The following is a 17,284-nucleotide window of genomic DNA, read 5'->3' as shown; positions in this document are numbered from 1 at the left end:
GGGACGTTCTAACCAGCTGAACTACGCCCCCGCTTTCATATCTTAATAAAATCTATAAAGATTTAATCTTACTTACTAATATATTACATCACTCTATCTGATTGAAAACTCGCAACCTTCCCGATTACATCGGGACGTTCTAACCAACTGAACTACGCCCCCGTAATTTTAGTTTTTATTATAGAATCAGATTGTTATGTCAAGTATTTTACTGCTGAATATATCAAAATATCTTATGATGAAAAATGTTATTAAACTTGAACTCGCAATCTTCCCGATTACATTGGGAATTCTAACCAACTGAACTACGCACTTATTTATTTTTACTTTACAAAAAACATTGAATTAGAATAATATTTTTTTTATCAATTTTCTTGACTATCATATCAGTAATTTTGTATTTGAAAAAAATTCTATAGGAGCAAAAATGAGAGGATATAAAATTATTTTAATTGTACTATTTATCGTGATTCTTGGAGCTTGTTCCAAAAAAGAAGTTGTAACAGACCAAACTGTTGTAGAATTCTGGCATGCAATGGGTGGTCCTTTAGGTGATGCGCTTAGCTCAATGATTGAGGAATTTAATGAAACACATCCTAATATTAAAGTCAATGGCGTCTCAATGGGCAGATACCAGGCGTTATCACAAAAATTAATGGCTGCAATAGTTTCAAATACCCAACCAGATATGGCTCAAGCTTATGAATCCTGGATAGCCAAATTTATTGAGGGTGATGCAATCGTTCCAATAGAAAAATTCATCAATGGTAAAAACGGACTTCCAAAAAAGGAATTATCGGACTTCTATCCTGTATTTATCAAAAGCAGTACTATAAATGATACTATCTGGTCATTCCCATTTAATAAAAGTGTTCGCGTTATGTATTATAACAAAGATATGTTTTATCAAAATGAATTGGATGTAAATTCTCCTCCAAAAACATGGGAGGAATTCATCTCGGTTTGCAAAAAACTTACACAAGATAAAAATGGAGATGGAAGGACTGACCAATGGGGAACAACCTTTGCTACTGATGCCTGGCAATTTGAGAACCTTCTTCTTCAAGCTGGTGGTGAAATAATGAATGAAGATAACACAGAACCATTATTCAATAGCAAAGAAGGGGTTGAAGCATTAAATTATCTCTGTAACCTTCTTAACAAATATAAAGTTGCATATTTATCAACAGGATATGATGGACAAAACGACTTTCTCGCAAGCAAAGTTGCAATGGTAGAAGGCTCAAGTGTATCAATGGTATATTTGAGAAAAGGCGGTATACCATTCAATCTTGGCATGACACCAGTTCCTTATAACCGAACAAAGCACAATCTTATTAGCGGAACAAATATTGTAATCTTCAAAAATGATAAAGATACTGATGATGAAAAAAAACAGAAAGCTTGTTGGGAATTTATTAAATGGTTTACAAATCCTGAGCAAACAGCAAAATGGTCACTGATGACCTTCTATATGCCAGTAAGAAAAAGTGTACTTCAAAATAAAAAGGTACAAGAAAGATTTGACCAATATCCTGGGTTGGAAGGTATCTATCATCAACTTGATTATGCAAAAGTTGAACCACAAATTGAACTCTGGTTTGATATAAGAAAACTTCTTGAAGAAAGGGTAATTGAAAAGGTTTTGAGAAATCAACTTACAGCTAAAGAAGCTTTAGATAATGTCGCTAATCAAATGAGGAAATCTTTCAGATAATGAAGCAAATATGATAGCAGAAAACCAAAAAAAATAAAGTATGAAATTATAAATCACCAATAGGAGATACAAAAATTATCTGGTATTAGTAATTTCATTTTTTACTTTCTTTTTTATTTGAAATTAGAAATTTGATATTTATAATTTCTACCCTTCTTCCATCCATTCATCAACCAGTTTGGGCAATAACTCTCCAGCTTTACCTTGATAGAATCTGTCTATAAACTGAAAATTAGCTGGCTTTTCACGATTTATGCCAATTGTTATGGCCTTATAGTATTTTGCCACTTGCAAAAATCCTGCTGCAGGATAAACCATACCACTTGTCCCAATAATGATAAAGTAATCAGCTTCTTTTATTAAGTCATTTATCCTGTCAAGATGATAAGGAAGTTCTCCGAACCAAACGACATCAGGTCGCAACATTCCTTTACATTCTGGGCATGAAGGAATTAATTCATCCAGATTAATTTCTGAAATTGAATAATCATTATTGCATTTTACACAAAAGCATCTGCCAATGCTTCCATGCATTTCAATCACATTTCTGTTACCTGCCTGTGTATGCAATCCGTCAATATTTTGAGTTATCAACGAAAAATTATCTCCAGTGAGATCTTCTAACTTTTTCAATGCAAAATGTGCTGGATTAGGCTTTGCAGTTTTTAGCTGTTCATATCGCTGTTTATAGAATTCCCATACTAATTCTGGATTGTTATTAAAAGCTTCAGATGTTGCAACATCCTCTACTCTATAATTTTCCCATAAACCATCACTATCACGAAAGGTTTTCAGTCCAGATTCAGCACTAACGCCAGCACCAGTTAGGACGACAATTTTATTTGTTTTTGTGAATCTCATAATAAAGTGCCTAAAGTGGGAAGTGGAAGGTGCAGGTTATTTTTTGGTGCTTTTACCGATTGATGTAAAAATAGCCAATAATTCACTGCACTCCTTATGATAAGGTTGAACTCGTTGCGATGGCAAGAAGCCAGTCTCAATTATAATTTCCAGCCAATACTGTGCTTCACTTGCTTCTTTTTCACAAATTGAAATCTTATGTTTGAAGTCAGATTTACTTACTGCACGATTTGCCTTTTACCCCGTTAGATAATTTTTTATGGTCATAATAAATAAAACATTTCTATCCTTCATATTTTGCTTAACATTTTTACATAACATAGAGAAGTATATTTATCTAACGGGGCAAGTAATTCGCTCCAATAGAGGTTCCACATTTCGTTAGTTAATATCGGATTATTTTACTTTCAGGAGTTAAAGGAAGTTGAGAAACAAGTTTGATTATCTGTGTTGCAAACTTTTTGGTTCTATTTTCCAGCCATTTTGAAAATTCTTTATTATCCATTAGAACCGCAGATATATTGAATTGTAACCTTCACACTTCGCACTTCACACTTCACACTTAAATTTACATCTTTGGGGGTGCAGATATTCCAAGCAAGTTTAATCCATTCTCTAAAACAATTTTCGTTGCCTTACAAAGATATAAGCGGGCTAAAGTTAGCTCTCTGTACCTAGTATTAATAACCCTAAATTTTTGATAGAAACTATGAAAAAGTGATGCTAATTCTATTAAATAGGTTGTCAAAAGATTAATATCATAAGTTGCTCCGATATGAACAATTAATTCAGGAAACTTTATCAAATGTCTTATAATATCCAATTCAATATCATGGTTAAGCCGTTTAAGATATTCTTGATTAAATCTGCTCATTTGGATTCTTTTAGCTCGTGATACACTCTCAATGCTACAGATTCTTGCATGAGCATATTGAACATAGAAAACAGGATTTTCAGAAGATTTTTTCTTAGCTAATTCAATATCAAAATCTAAAGGTGTATTAAATTTTCGCATAAGAAAGAAAAAACGAGCGGCATCAGTCCCTACTTTGGATATTAATTGACGCAAAGTTATTATATTTCCTTCACGCTTGGACATTTTTATCTTCTTATTATCAATAAGTAAATTGACTTGTTGTAACAGAATGAATGAAAGTGTGCTTGCTTTATATCCTAAAATAGTAATACCTGCTTTTAGTTTTGAAATATGGCCATGGTGGTCGGGTCCTAATATATCAATTATCTTATCAAATCCTCGTTTATACTTTGTAATATGATATGCAAGGTCAGGCACAAGATATGTAACTGTGCCATCGGTTCGCATTATAACGCGATCTTTTACATCACCAAATTTACTACTACAAAGCCATACAGCACCATCTTTATCAAAGATATTTCCTGTTTCAGAAAGATAAGTTAGGATATCTTCAACACATCCCTTTTGTCTTAATTCGCTTTCAGATATCCAATTATCAAAATACACTTTAAAAGATTCAAGAGTTTTCTTCTGGTTTGCCAATATACTACTAACAGCATATTTTTCAATCTTATCATATCTTTCTTTTTTGGGTAAATTAAAAAAAATAGTTCCTTCCCTCTCTAAAATATTTTTTGCAATATTAACTATATACTCACCTTTATACCCATCTTCTAATTCTTCAACCTCAATATTGTCTAATTTGTTGAGTTCACATTCAATGGATTCAACCAACAGTTCAACTTGATTACCCGTATCATTTATATAATACTCCTTTTCAACATAATAACCCAGAAAGGAAAATATATTTGCAAGTGAATCGCCCAATGCACCAGCACGTGCATTCACAACATTAAGAGGTCCTGTTGGATTCGCACTTACAAATTCAAGAAGAACTTTTTTCTTTCTCTTTTGTCGGGTTGAACCAAATTTCTCTTTTTGCTGAATTATATCTTTAAGGCTTTGCCTTAAAAATTTATGTGAGATACGGAAATTTATAAAACCAGGCTTTTCAGCATAAACCTCTTTGAATAACGGGTCTGAGTTTAAAAATGTGGCTAACTTCTTAGCCAATGCCATCGGTTCCTCTTTGCATCTTTTAGATAAACTTAAAGCAATATTTGTCGCATAATCACCAAATTTTTTGTATTTGGGATATTCAACATTAATCTTTGATTTTGAAGGTGGTTTCAAATTCTGTGATTTAATACTTTCACGAATTTTTGCTTTTATTATATCAATTAACATCTTATCCTCTTGTATAATTTTATAGTATTACAAATAAAATCTTTGTTTTTTGGCAAATATTTTGTAGAACATCAAAATTTACTGATAAATTAAATACCAAATAGCAAACACCAAATAACAAATAAATATCAATCACTAAAATTCTAATAAAAAAACAATTATTTTGATTTTCCTATAATTGATGAAAAAATTTTCTTTAACTCTATCGCTTCATTGTAAAGAGCTAATGCTTCATTCTCAAGTTCTTTTGGATTGGTTTCTTTTATTAGCCTTAAAAAATATGCACTCTCTTTTGCTTCTTTTCTACAAATTTTTATCCTAAAGACAAAATCTTTTTTACTTAATGACTCATTAGCTTCTATATAATTGGCTCCAACAGAACCCGATGCTTTAATTAGTTGTTTCCCATCTTCAATGTTCGCTATCGTTCTCGGTAATTTTTTAACAAAGATTCTAACTCTTTTAGAAAATTTATAAGTACGCTCTTCTAAATCGTAAATATGTTTTTCACCCTGTGAAATATTTTGTTTGTTCATCTCCTTACCACTTTTCTTGTCCGTTATTTCACAGGGTAAATTTGATTTTTGAGTCATTTTAAATTACCTGCCCCGTTAGATAATTATCAAATAATATAGTTTATTTATTTTTATCATCTCCGTTCCTTTCAACAATTACAATTATTACAATAATAAAAATCTAACAGGGTAAAGATTTTGTGAATTGAATTTTGATATTTTATCCTTTTTCAAATTTTATCCTGCTTTTTAAAGATAATGCGAAATTTTATCAGTCTCGGCCAGTCTTGGCTAGGCCAAGCCCAGACAGGCGCCCAGACGGATTGATTGCAGTATACTGAGCTATGTGTATTCAGATAAATTATGCTCAACTTTTTTAGCCAACTCTTTCCAAAGTTCATCTAATTTATAAAACTCCCGAGCACTTCTATCAAAAATATGCATAACAACATCACCAAAGTCAAGTAGTATCCATGTTCCGTTTTGTATTCCTTCCTGATGATGCATTTTCATATCCATTTTTTTGGTTTCCTCAATAATATATTTTCCAATAGCACGAGTATGCATTGTTCTATCCCCACTACAAATAATAATTCTATCTGTCAAACTACTAACATTTTCAACATTCAAAGAGATTAAATCCTCTGCCTTTTTTTCTTTTGCTAACTGAATGATTATATCTAACTTATTCTTAGTTGAATATTTTTCCATTATCTATTTCAGCTCACCAAAATACTCTTTATAATCTTTACCAACAATTATAATAAAATCATATAATGAATCTTCTTTAATCTGGCGATAGATATTTTTAATTGGTAAAATTTTTTTAATAGTTTCCAATTTCTGTGGATTAATACTGCGAATAATAAGAACAGTTCTTATAAAACAAAATTTATCAGCATTCCCAAATGATAACACATTAAGACCTTTATCAATAAGTTTATTCCGTACTTCACGGGCTAATCCGGTCATTCCACAACCATTTAAAACTTGGATAGAAATATCGTATTTTTCAATTGAGGTCTCTACTTTATCATTTTTAGAAATTTCCAGGGAACTAAAAATGGTAATGCATAAATACACTATAATGACAATAAAAAAAAAATCAGAAAGAGTTTTAGATGTTTAAACATTCTATATTTCTTCTTTGTTAAACTCATATTTCAATTTTTTATAAGTATCTTCCATTCGTTCTGGCATTACTCTAATTTTTCCTATTGTTGATATAAAATTAGTATCGCCTATCCATCGTGGGACAATATGAATATGAATATGGTCTGCAACGCCAGCACCAGCAACTTCTCCCAAATTCATACCTATATTGAATCCATCAGGACGATAAACTTTACTTAATACTTTCTCTGATAGTTGCATCATCTTTGACATCTCAAGAAGTTCTTTGTCCCTTAATTCTGAAAGTTTTGATATATGCCGATAAGGAACAATCATCAGATGTGCATTGTTATAAGGATATAAATTCATTATGATATAAGTGCATTCGCCTCGCTTAAGTATCAAAAGATTCTTGTCATCATTTGCCTTTGGCTTTTCGCAAAGGATGCATTTGTCACTTTTTTTCTGCAAAATATAATCAATCCGCCAGGGAGAATATAAGTTTTCCATTTATGGCTTCTTTCCCTGAATATAATCTTCTAAATAATCAAGTTGCTTGCGAGAATTAATACCAAAAACTTCCATTGAATCTTTAACTTTCATTGCGGCAATCTTATTGCCATCTTTTCTTAGAATTTCTAAAGTATCAGTTAGATATAATTCCCTTTGTGCATTATTATTGTCAATCTGTGAAAGAGCGGAAAAGAGACTTCTACCTTTAAAGCAGAAAACTCCTGAATTGATTTCACGAATTTTTCTTTCCTCTTCATTAGCATCTTTATATTCAACAATTCTTTCTACAAATCCATTATTATCTCTTACAATTCTTCCATAGTCAGTAGGATTATCTAAAACTGCCGTTAACACAGTAGCAGAAGCATTTTCAGAATTATGCAAATTTTTAAGTTCTACTAAAGTTTCTAAACTTAGCAATGGAACATCTCCAGGAATTATTATAATATTTCCATCATATTTAGAAAAATAATTCTCAGTTACCATAACTGCATGACCAGTACCATTCTGAATTTCTTGGTCAGCAAATATAATATTATCATAATCAGCAAGACACTTTTTTACAATTGCTTTCTTATATCCGACAACTACAACAATTTTTGAAAAAGAAAGTTGCTTAACTGTACTAACAACTCTTTCAATAAGTGAAATTCCACCCAATTTGAATGCAACCTTAGGAAGTTCAGATTTCATGCGAACTCCCTTTCCTGCAGCTAAAATAATTATTGAAGTCTCTTTTTGCATAATCCTGATTATGGAGACACTTTTCTTATCTCATTTAGAAGTTTGTCAAATTGTTTAAAGGACTTTGCAAAATTTATGTTGTTTGTATCATTGACCACTTCAACTGCGATGAATTTATTTTTGATGGTTTGCATATAAATTTTATCCTATGTGAGAAAATAAATTTTTCCTTTTAAAGTTAACATACCTCCCCCGATAAATCGGGGACTCCTCTCAAGAGGAGAATTAATGAAATCCCCTCTAAAAAGAGGGGTGGTTCCGATTTATCGGAAGCGGGGTGTGTAAAATAAATCAATTTAAAATTTATTCCGTTTCATTTTTTAATAAATTGAAATAAAGAAATATTTAATATGCTTTAATATTAACTACAAATGGTTTTATCTTCTCAAATTGAGTTTCTAAAGGCAAATTACTTATCTGGCTTTTTCTATTTAAAATCTCCTCTCCATCAGGTAACATTGAGATAAGATTTTTTAGATAATCAACTTTAATGGCAAAATTAACATTCTGTGGAATAATATCTGTATTCTCATAGAAATATTTGGCATTTAAAGAAGCTATTACAATACCAATTACATCACCATTACTATTAAAAAGAGCACCACCGCTATTGCCTGGCTGAATAGGATTGCTTATTTGAATTAAAGTCGGGTCATCTAATATTCCCATAACTGAATTTACTACTCCAGTTGATAGTTTAGCGGATTTACCTAATATGTCTCCCATTGGAAAACCAATTGTATAAACTTCCTGTCCCACTTTTATATCAGAAGAATTTCCTAATCCAAAAGGAATATTTGTAACCTCTTTTGTAAATCTTGGATCATCAATCTTTAACAAAGCAATATCATTGTTAATATCTTTGATAAAAACCTTTGCTTTGTATTGTTTATCTTTTATCGGAAAATAAATATCAATATTTTCCATACCTTCTATTATATGATAATTGGTAACAATAAAACCATCATTATGTATGATAAAACCACTGCCAGAGTATGTAATATCTTCATCTTGGGGAGTTGGTTCAATATCTTGGGAATATAATTTTTCTGTTAACAAATGAATTAGTGGTGAATCAGGAACAAGGTCTTTCATAACATCGATTTGTCGAAGAACTCGTTGTCTATTGTTTTGTTTTAAATATATTAAACCTGCTTGATATAAATAATCTGCTGCTGATGTCTTCCAGCCTTTATAATAATAAACAAGTCCCATATTGTTGTATGCGTATGCATCATCAGGATTGATTTCTATCGCTTTCTGATAGAAGGCTATTGCTTTATCATAATTGCCCATTTTATCATAAGCATTTCCCATGTTGTAGTATGCGCTTGCATCATCAGGATCAATCTCAATTGCCTTCTGATAGTATTCTATTGCTTTGCTATAGTCACCTTTATCAGCGTAAACTGTTCCCATATTAACGTAAATTATTTCGTCTTCTGGCTGGATGTTTAGGGCTTTCTTGAAGTATTCAATTGATTTATCATAATTCTCTTTAGGATGATGATATAAATGTCCAAGTCTCTCATATAAAACGGCCTTATCTAAATCATCTTGAGTATAATTAAGTGCAATCTCATATTCTTTTATAGCTTCGTCATATAAGGTCTTATTAAAATACTGATCACCAAGATTAAAATGCGCTTTTGCATCATCAGGATTAATCTCAACTACCTTCTGATAGCATTCTATCGCTTTATCGTAGTTGCCTTTTACACCATAAGCCATTCCCATGCTGTTGTATGCGACTGCAAAATCAGGATTAATCTCAACTGCCTTCTGAAAGCATTCTATTGCTTTATTATAGTTGCCTTTATCACCATAAGCATATCCCATATTGTAGTATGCGTATGCATCATCAGGATTAATCTCAACTACCTTCTGATAGCATTCTATCGCTTTATCTATTAAACCTTGCTCATAATAATCTTCCCCAAGATTAAAATATTTTTCTGCTTCTGTTTCATTAGTTTGTGATAATAGTTGCGAAAAACTTATTAATAAAACCAAAATTAGTAATATTGAGATTCTTTTTATTTTTATGGTTTTCATAGTTAAATCCTTTCTTAATATTAGTATAATTCCTTTTTTGTAATTTTCCTTATAAATACTTAAAATTAAGTTTTATTTTCTCTTTGCTTCTTTATACTTTCTATCCATTCACTTATTGAGGATGGTTGAGTAGGTCTGTATTTTTGCCAAATCTGATATGTAAAAGAATTTTTATTCTCGGGTGGATAACTATTATCCTTTTCAGGATTTTCATTAAAATATTCATAAATACTTTTTAGGTCTTTCTTTAAATCATCTCGAGTTATAAAATATTGGTTTTTATTAAGAAAAATTTTAGAAAATTCAATTAAAAACTTGTCACCAGAAGAAAATACTTCAGTAAAGGGTAAGTAGTACAAATATTCAAGATCTACTCTATTCGTTGACTTTGTTCCAATGAGATTATTATTTAATAAACCAAGTTGAAATGCAAAATCTACTTTAAAAAAATAATAAGCATAAGGAGCAAAATTTTTAAACGTTCTATAATTGTTTTTCTCCCATCTCTCTAATACTTTTTTTTCAAGTCCACCTATAAGATCCAAATTCTGAATTGTCCATCTAATATAGTATTTTTGGTTAAAAGGTATATCCAAAAGTTCTTCAACTAAAATATTTAAGTCATCATATGAGTTTACCTTTCTCGTTTTTTTATGAATTTTTTTAAGGTTTTTCTTAAATAGGTCTAAATCATACCCTCTTGTTGTTTCTCTCCATCTTTTAGCAAGAATCTGTTCAGTTCCAATAAACTCTCCAATTTGCCATCTTTTTAGTGCTTTTTCTTCTGGAGATTCCTCTAATAACATAGCACCATTTCTGGATATAAAAGGGGTTTTATGAGAAATTGGTATCCCTTTCATTTTAATAGGATATCCTAATAAAGAGTTTATAGCAATTTTGCTATAATGTGCATTTATTTGTTTGTCTCCTATTGAGGAAAGTTTATTTGCAATTTTTTTAACTTCAGATTCTCCACGGATTTTATCATCAGAAAACTTCTTTAAATCCCCAAGAATTTCAATAATCAAAACTGGGGGAATATTTAAGTAATAGTATCTATACAAAAAAGATAATTCTTTCCAAGATAAGGATTGAAGAGTAGATTTATCTAATAAAATAGTTGGTCCCATATTAAGTTCTCTAATCTATTCACAGAAGAAATATCCCGACATTCTCTAAGTAATTCAACATTGATGAATGTATCGGGATTCTATTCAAACTATTAAATATTTTCATTTGTATATTTCTTTCCTGTGTGCAATTCTCACAACTAAAATAACTAATTTCCTTTTTTCTATCCTAAAAATCACTCTATAATTACCAACTCTCAACCTAAAGTAGTCCTTATATTTCCCTTTTAGTTTCTTAATTTTATTTTTTAAAAGTGCTGGATTTTCAGTAAGTATTTGAAGACTGTTTTTGATTTTCCTTTGCCATAGTTTATCTATCTTTTCCAAATCTTTTTTAGCATCTGGCAAATATTCAATTTTGAGCATTAGATATCCAAGTCTTTATATACTTCATCGGCTGGTATTGCCTTTGTTTTCCCTTCTTTGTATTCCTTCCATCTCTTATCAGCAATCTGTCCATCAAGCTCATCAAAATATAGTTCCAAAGCTCGTGCAATTATTCTGCTTCTTTTGTCGTTTAATTCCTCTGCAACCTTAAATAATTCATTAACAATGGAATTAGGCAAAGTTATATTTAATCTTGTATGTTTTTCAATCATTTTATTCCACCATTCTTTTTGTTACAATGTGTATTTTTATGCGTATTTATGTCAAGCATTATTTCGGCTAGTTAAATTGGTTAAACTGGGTAAATCGGTTGAACTGGTTAAACCATTTGAGTAATTCAACTGATTCAACCATTATCCTCATTCATAATAAATATTCAGTATACAAATCTTCTATGGTTTTCTTTTCTATCGGATGTACAAATTCTGGAGCTATTTCTTTCAAAGAAGTTAAAATAAATTTTCTTTTCAAAATTTCAGGATGCGGAATTTGCAAATTTTTTGTATTAATAATCTCATCATTAAAAAACAGAATATCTAAATCAATTATACGAGGTCCCCACTTCTCTCCACGAATACGTCCCATATCACTTTCAATCTTTTTCAATTGTGTTAGGAGTTTCTGCGCATTAAAATTTGTCTCAATCTTGATAACACAGTTTAAAAAGTCAGGCTGGCCTGCTTTTCCTATTGGCTTTGTATTAATAATAGAAGAAGTAGTAACAATTGAAGTTTGAGGTAATTCACTTATTTTCAGAATCGCCTTTTTAATATTCCCTTCTCTATTCCCTAAATTTGACCCTATTCCGATAAATACAACATTATATTTCATTCTAAAACCGCAAAACCTCTATTACGCTCTACGCTCTACGCTCTCTGCTCTCCGCTCCACGCATCATCTTTCCCTTTCCATTTCCAGTTCAACATAATCTAAAGTGCCATTGATAGGAACAGCAATCTTCCTGATTTTAATTTGGCACTTCTGCACCAGTGGAAACCGTGCAAGAATGCTGTCCAGAATCTTATTGGCTAATTTTTCCAAAAGATGGTATTTATAATTCTCAACTTCATTTTTAACAACATCAAAGATAGCAGTGTAATCAACTGTATCATTCAGTTTTTTGATATGTGCATCAAGGCTGGGGTCTGTAATTGCAGTGATATCCACAGAGAACCTCTGTCCCAATGTGCGTTCATGTTCGTGCAAGCCGTGATATCCATAAAATATCATATTTTTAAGTGTTATTTTCATTTTAACTCTCCTCGTTTTTTCAACAAAATGAAATTAAAGAATTCAAAGATTATTTTTTTCTTTCACAACTTATTTATAATCGCTTTTAAGTGCCAACTTCCAACTGCTACTGCCAACTGCCACTGCCTACTTATTAAATCTTCTTTACCATTTTGGGGTTAATGAAATCTTTTCTAATAAAAATTCTGTCTATAAATTTCAAAATGAAGAAACATAAAGCAACAGATACTATTGCTATAAGAATGGACAAATTCTCTGAAAGATGAAGGCAATATTTACTTATACAATAACTTGAGATTAATAAAATTATTGGTATAATATAAATGAGAAATGAACTCAGGATACGAATTTTTGGCTCTATCACAAAAGAGACTTTATCACCCTTTTTGGCATTAAGAATGTTTTTAATTTTAAATGTTGTTATTTCATCTCCTTTATGGAAGCAGAGAGATCTCAATTTACAGGTATTACAAATCTCCCCTTTTTCTACTTCAACAAAGGCAAAATCATCTTGAATATTTACAACAATTCCTGTATCATTGGTGGGGTTTTCATTCAGATTCATATAATTTCTAAAAATCTCTCAATATTGAAATGTATAATCTATCGAACCAAAACCATCCTCTTGGTTACTGAGTTTTTGCCATAACTTAACTTATAAAAATACACTCCACTCGGAACTTTCTTTCCCTTCTCATCAGTCCCATCCCAGACTATATCTGTTTTTACCCAGAAATTATCTCTCTTGCCATCATAAGTTTTTATAAGTTGTCCTCGTGCATTGTATATTGACAATTTATAATCCTTTATTCTCTCGTAATCTGCAGAAATGAATGTAATTGTTGTAGATGAACTAAAAGGATTGGGCTTATTCTGGAAAAGATATAAATCTTTGTAAAATTCATCTTCTGGGTCAACTGCGCCATTTCCTTGCCATTCATACGCTCCCATATCTATTGTATCGTTGTATATTCTTGGATTACCAGCTAAATCATAAGGTGGTAAATTTAGGCCAGTAGTATCTGGATTGCCAGCGTCTATGCAGGGAGAACCTTCTGTTAACCGATAACTAAATGGGTCTCCTCCCACAAATTGTGGAATAGAATCCATGTTGCCTTCCAGCCAGTTAATTTGCATATTTCCACCTAATTGAATGCCATCTTCACCATCCTGGAAATTAGAATAGGATACTTCTATTGTATCTATATTCGTAGAAGTTGCATATATTTGTTCGGGAGAATTATTATAGAAAATAGAATTAGTAATATTTAACCCTTTTGAACAATATATACCACCACCCAAATTGGCAGAATTATTACAAATAGTTTTATTTATTAGTTCAGAATTAGAACTTGCTGAGATTAAAATGCCACCACCATGGCCCAACAAAGGATCATTAGCATTATTTCCATTTATCTCTGCATTTATAAGTATTGCATTGCTATTTTGAAGTAACGAAATACCCCCAGCTGATGCTTCTTGAACAAAATTATTTCTAATAATGCAATTTATGAAAATAGCATTACTTTCCCTACACCAAATTCCACCATCAGATCCTTCAGCGAAATTATCAATAATTGTTACATTCTCAAAAATAGGGTTGCAGTTATTACAAAAAATTCCCCCGCCACTTAAGGCAGAATTATTTCTTATGGTTATATTTTTTATAGTCGGACTGGAATTTATACTACATCTTATACCACCACCAATATAAGCGTTACCATTCTGAATAGTCAAATTTTCAATGGAAAAATGGATATCTCCAAAAACACATGCCATAATACAGGACAAACTATTTCCATCAAGTATTGTATTCTCTTCATCATCTCCTATTATTGAAACATAACTTCTACAATTAAGAGGAAATATCTCTCCTGTTAAGGAAGGAGAATAAATACCAGCTGATAAATTAATTGTATTAGGGCGGGTGCTATCAGAAGCAATTTTGGTTAAAGCATAAGAAATGGTTTTCAGTGGTTCTAATGGTATTAAACCACTGTTACTATCATCTCCATCTGGACTTACATATAAATCTTGATTAACTGGTTCAACTTTATAATTTAATATATCAAAATTAAAATATTCAATAGGATAAGCAAAATAATTATCAGGTTCCATTACTGTAAATGTATCAACTATAATATCTATTATGTTACAATTGTTTGAACGTAGATCGCAACTATTTGAGCCATAATTTAAGAAAATATTACATCGTTCCTCAACATCAAAACTTGCATTAGAATTATTCCAGAAAAGTATTCCACCACCACCATATTCAGCATTATTATTTTTAATTGTGACACCCGTTAAGTGAATATTAGACGAAACGCAGCTTATACCACCTCCCTGTTCAGCAGAGTTGTTTCCTATAATACAATTATTGATTGTAGGATTAGCATTTTTACATAATATGCCACCGCCGTGGTAATTATGAGAATAATATGTCCCACTTCCATTCTGAACAGTAAAGCCGTATAAAACAGCAGTGCTATCTTCTCCACTTTCAAAAGTAACCACACTTCCATTCTGATTACCATCAATTATTGTTGAATCAATATAAGAATTGTTTTGTGTAGTAATATATTTACTTGCAACTGTGATATTTTTCCCATTGTAATTTATGTTTTCGTAATAGGTTCCGGGATACACTAAAACTGTATCACCGTCTGTTGCTGCAGTTATGCCTTCTTGTATAGTTAAATAATTGCCACCTCCATTTGTATCTACGATAATTGTATCGGAAAGAAGCACAGAAAATGGAAAGAATAATCCCGATAAAATCTGGAAAAGGACTGATAAAATTATTATTTTTTTCATAATTTGTTTCCAATGTTTAGGGGTAGGTGCAAGTTCAACCTGCACCTACCCGTGTGTTTTTTTGTTTTAATGCATCAATACCATCTTCTTAATTGCTGATTTATCACCAGAAATTAACTTATAGAAGTAAATCCCATTTCCTAACCGCTTTCCATTATCATCTTTTCCATCCCATACTACTTTAGTCATTGGACATTTGTCATTGGTCATTAGTGTAAGAGTTCTTACAAGCTGACCTTTGATGTTATATATTTTAATCTCTGACTTCTCAACTCCTGGGGATGGAATAAAAGAGATAGTAATAGAATTTGTTATCGGATTCGGATAGTTCTGATAGAGGGTAAATTCTTTCGGGAATTCAATTCCTGCTCCTGTGCCTAATCTTACAATAGCATAGCTTTTATTATCAAGAATGATTGGCTCTTTTACAAAAGCATCTTTCATTTCATTATACACAAAAGCAGGGATGCTTCTTTTTCCACCTTTACCATAAGTTGCTATTTGAAAAGTTAGTTCATTAAAGTCTTTATTTCCTGTAGAATCTTCTTCTATGTATGCGGGGATAAATACTGGATACCCTTCCACTACACTGGCTCCAACGCATTCATCTCCAAGGAACACACCTATCTCATCTATACCGGTAACAGCTTCCGTACTATCAACAAATATCGGCATATAGTCTGAGTTTTCCTGATAACCAAATACTACTGTTTCTGGTTTCTCGTAAGGTTCAGCAGGTGCTAAAGGAAGCCCCCAGGTAAAACTGCAATCCTCTGATACACCCACTACATAAGATTTTCCATAGTCAACAGTAGGACAAACAGCCGGTGGTTGAGCTTGTTGTTGTTTATCAAATAGAATAGTCCAATTTTGTGCCTTAATATAAGTAAGCTTATCCCATACCTGTGAAAAAGCATCCTGAGGTTTCATACTATGCTCAATAAAATAGCCAATCCAATTTCCATATTCTGCCTCTGCTTCCATTGTTATTACTGCATCAGGGTCTTCAAGAAAACCTGAAATTGGCAAAGTGTCAGGTGCATTCATCTCTATCTTATAACCATCTACACTCCGAAAATCTCCTATTTCATTTTCCCATGCCATACTATCAGGGTTCCAATAAATCCTTACGAATTGGTTAACTTCATTTAGCCCGATAACTTCTTCCATATTATCCAGTATTGGATCCAGTATTTCTAAGGCATCCACATTTCCTATTGTTACTGTATCCCGAACAGGAAATGAGAACCAGTTCCAGTCTTCATAGAGGGTTCTGTAATCATAATTGTGGGTTGTTGCAGGGATAGCGCCCATATCAGGTAGGGTATTATCTTCATCCCATTCGGTCTCTGGGTCCCCTGTGTCTATACAGGCACTGCGGACAGAATCATTCCAGGTTAATGAGTAGTCGCCACTGGCAGTATCTGCAAAGCATGGGTTATCAGATATGTTGCCATCACCATCCCATCCTACTTGAATATCTGAATAAGTTACTGTAACAGAACTGTATGTATCTAAATAAATTTCTTGAGGAGTATTGTTCCATAAGATACAATTAACTAAATTTGGACTGGATTCACAAATATTTATTCCTCCACCAGAATCGTTCGCAATATTATTACTGATGGTCACATTATTTAAACTCGGACTTGAACCACTACAGTAAATCCCAGCACCAGAACTAGCAGTATTTCCAATAATGATAAGATTGTTTAAACTTGGATTCGAACTACTGCAGTAGAGACCTCCACCTCTTTCAGCATATCCATTAGTAATGGTAAATCCACACAAAATAGCTGTGGTATCTTCTCCAAGAGAAAATCTTATAACACTACCATCTTGATTGCCATTAATTATAGTTGAGTCAATGTAGGAATAATCTTGAGTTGTAAGGAACAGACTGGTAAGTGTAATATTTTTCCCATTAAAATTTACATTTTCGTAATAAGTTCCAGGA

At 31.9% G+C, this 17,284-nt stretch carries 18 protein-coding genes; 1 reads left to right on the top strand and 17 read right to left on the bottom strand.

Going from position 1 to position 17,284, the window contains the following annotated elements:
- The first annotated feature begins 427 nt into the window (after nucleotides 1-427).
- On the top strand, nucleotides 428-1,717 hold the full coding sequence (locus U9R23_04135; protein ID MEA3475618.1) for an ABC transporter substrate-binding protein: 1,290 nt from the start codon (nucleotides 428-430) through the stop codon (nucleotides 1,715-1,717).
- A gap of 147 nt (nucleotides 1,718-1,864) precedes the next feature.
- On the opposite strand, the gene U9R23_04130 is transcribed toward U9R23_04135, so the two are convergent.
- From U9R23_04130 to U9R23_04050, 17 genes are all read right to left on the bottom strand, one after another.
- The gene (locus tag U9R23_04130; GenBank protein MEA3475617.1) at nucleotides 1,865-2,578 is read right to left on the bottom strand and encodes an NAD-dependent deacylase; all 714 of its coding nucleotides are present in this window, start codon (nucleotides 2,576-2,578) and stop codon (nucleotides 1,865-1,867) included.
- Nucleotides 2,579-3,146: 568 nt separating this feature from the next.
- The gene (argS, locus tag U9R23_04125; protein MEA3475616.1) at nucleotides 3,147-4,802 is read right to left on the bottom strand and encodes an arginine--tRNA ligase; all 1,656 of its coding nucleotides are present in this window, start codon (nucleotides 4,800-4,802) and stop codon (nucleotides 3,147-3,149) included.
- Nucleotides 4,803-4,960: 158 nt separating this feature from the next.
- The gene (locus tag U9R23_04120) at nucleotides 4,961-5,395 is read right to left on the bottom strand and encodes a four helix bundle protein (GenBank protein MEA3475615.1); all 435 of its coding nucleotides are present in this window, start codon (nucleotides 5,393-5,395) and stop codon (nucleotides 4,961-4,963) included.
- Nucleotides 5,396-5,659: 264 nt separating this feature from the next.
- Nucleotides 5,660-6,028, bottom strand: a complete 369-nt coding sequence (gene rsfS, locus U9R23_04115) for a ribosome silencing factor (protein ID MEA3475614.1) — start codon at nucleotides 6,026-6,028, stop codon at nucleotides 5,660-5,662.
- 3 nt (nucleotides 6,029-6,031) lie between these two features.
- Nucleotides 6,032-6,400, bottom strand: coding sequence for a LytR C-terminal domain-containing protein (locus U9R23_04110; protein MEA3475613.1), 369 nt, complete (start codon nucleotides 6,398-6,400; stop codon nucleotides 6,032-6,034).
- A 51-nt stretch (nucleotides 6,401-6,451) separates the two neighbouring features.
- A complete protein-coding gene (locus U9R23_04105; protein MEA3475612.1) occupies nucleotides 6,452-6,940 on the bottom strand; it encodes an HIT domain-containing protein in 489 nt (162 codons plus the stop codon).
- Nucleotides 6,941-7,687: a sugar phosphate nucleotidyltransferase gene (locus U9R23_04100; protein MEA3475611.1), complete on the bottom strand. Its 747-nt coding sequence runs from the start codon at nucleotides 7,685-7,687 to the stop codon at nucleotides 6,941-6,943.
- Between the two features lie 8 nt (nucleotides 7,688-7,695).
- Complete coding sequence (locus tag U9R23_04095; GenBank protein MEA3475610.1) at nucleotides 7,696-7,821, bottom strand: hypothetical protein; 126 nt, start codon at nucleotides 7,819-7,821, stop codon at nucleotides 7,696-7,698.
- A 211-nt stretch (nucleotides 7,822-8,032) separates the two neighbouring features.
- Nucleotides 8,033-9,742, bottom strand: a complete 1,710-nt coding sequence (locus U9R23_04090) for a tetratricopeptide repeat protein (protein MEA3475609.1) — start codon at nucleotides 9,740-9,742, stop codon at nucleotides 8,033-8,035.
- A 65-nt stretch (nucleotides 9,743-9,807) separates the two neighbouring features.
- A complete protein-coding gene (locus U9R23_04085) occupies nucleotides 9,808-10,872 on the bottom strand; it encodes a hypothetical protein (GenBank protein MEA3475608.1) in 1,065 nt (354 codons plus the stop codon).
- Nucleotides 10,873-10,974: 102 nt separating this feature from the next.
- A complete protein-coding gene (locus U9R23_04080; protein MEA3475607.1) occupies nucleotides 10,975-11,238 on the bottom strand; it encodes a type II toxin-antitoxin system RelE/ParE family toxin in 264 nt (87 codons plus the stop codon).
- Nucleotides 11,238-11,471, bottom strand: coding sequence for an addiction module protein (locus tag U9R23_04075; GenBank protein ID MEA3475606.1), 234 nt, complete (start codon nucleotides 11,469-11,471; stop codon nucleotides 11,238-11,240). The genes U9R23_04080 and U9R23_04075 overlap by 1 nt, the downstream gene beginning before the upstream one ends.
- 151 nt (nucleotides 11,472-11,622) lie before the next feature.
- Nucleotides 11,623-12,090: a 2-amino-4-hydroxy-6-hydroxymethyldihydropteridine diphosphokinase gene (folK, locus tag U9R23_04070; protein MEA3475605.1), complete on the bottom strand. Its 468-nt coding sequence runs from the start codon at nucleotides 12,088-12,090 to the stop codon at nucleotides 11,623-11,625.
- Nucleotides 12,091-12,153: 63 nt separating this feature from the next.
- Nucleotides 12,154-12,510 carry a dihydroneopterin aldolase gene (gene folB, locus U9R23_04065; GenBank protein ID MEA3475604.1) on the bottom strand — a complete coding sequence of 119 codons (357 nt, stop codon included), beginning with the start codon at nucleotides 12,508-12,510 and terminating at the stop codon, nucleotides 12,154-12,156.
- Nucleotides 12,511-12,643: 133 nt separating this feature from the next.
- The gene (locus U9R23_04060) at nucleotides 12,644-13,075 is read right to left on the bottom strand and encodes a SoxR reducing system RseC family protein (protein MEA3475603.1); all 432 of its coding nucleotides are present in this window, start codon (nucleotides 13,073-13,075) and stop codon (nucleotides 12,644-12,646) included.
- 38 nt (nucleotides 13,076-13,113) lie between these two features.
- Nucleotides 13,114-15,327 (bottom strand): choice-of-anchor Q domain-containing protein, encoded by a 2,214-nt coding sequence (locus U9R23_04055; GenBank protein ID MEA3475602.1) that lies wholly within the window; start codon nucleotides 15,325-15,327, stop codon nucleotides 13,114-13,116.
- A 66-nt stretch (nucleotides 15,328-15,393) separates the two neighbouring features.
- A partial coding sequence (locus U9R23_04050; protein MEA3475601.1) for a T9SS type A sorting domain-containing protein occupies nucleotides 15,394-17,284 on the bottom strand: 1,891 nt, incomplete at its 5' end.

Source organism: Candidatus Cloacimonadota bacterium (genome assembly GCA_034722995.1).
Lineage (GTDB): Bacteria > Cloacimonadota > Cloacimonadia > JGIOTU-2 > JGIOTU-2 > JAGMCF01.
Note: the sequence above shows the minus strand (reverse complement) of the source record. Positions and strands in the feature narration are given on the sequence as shown.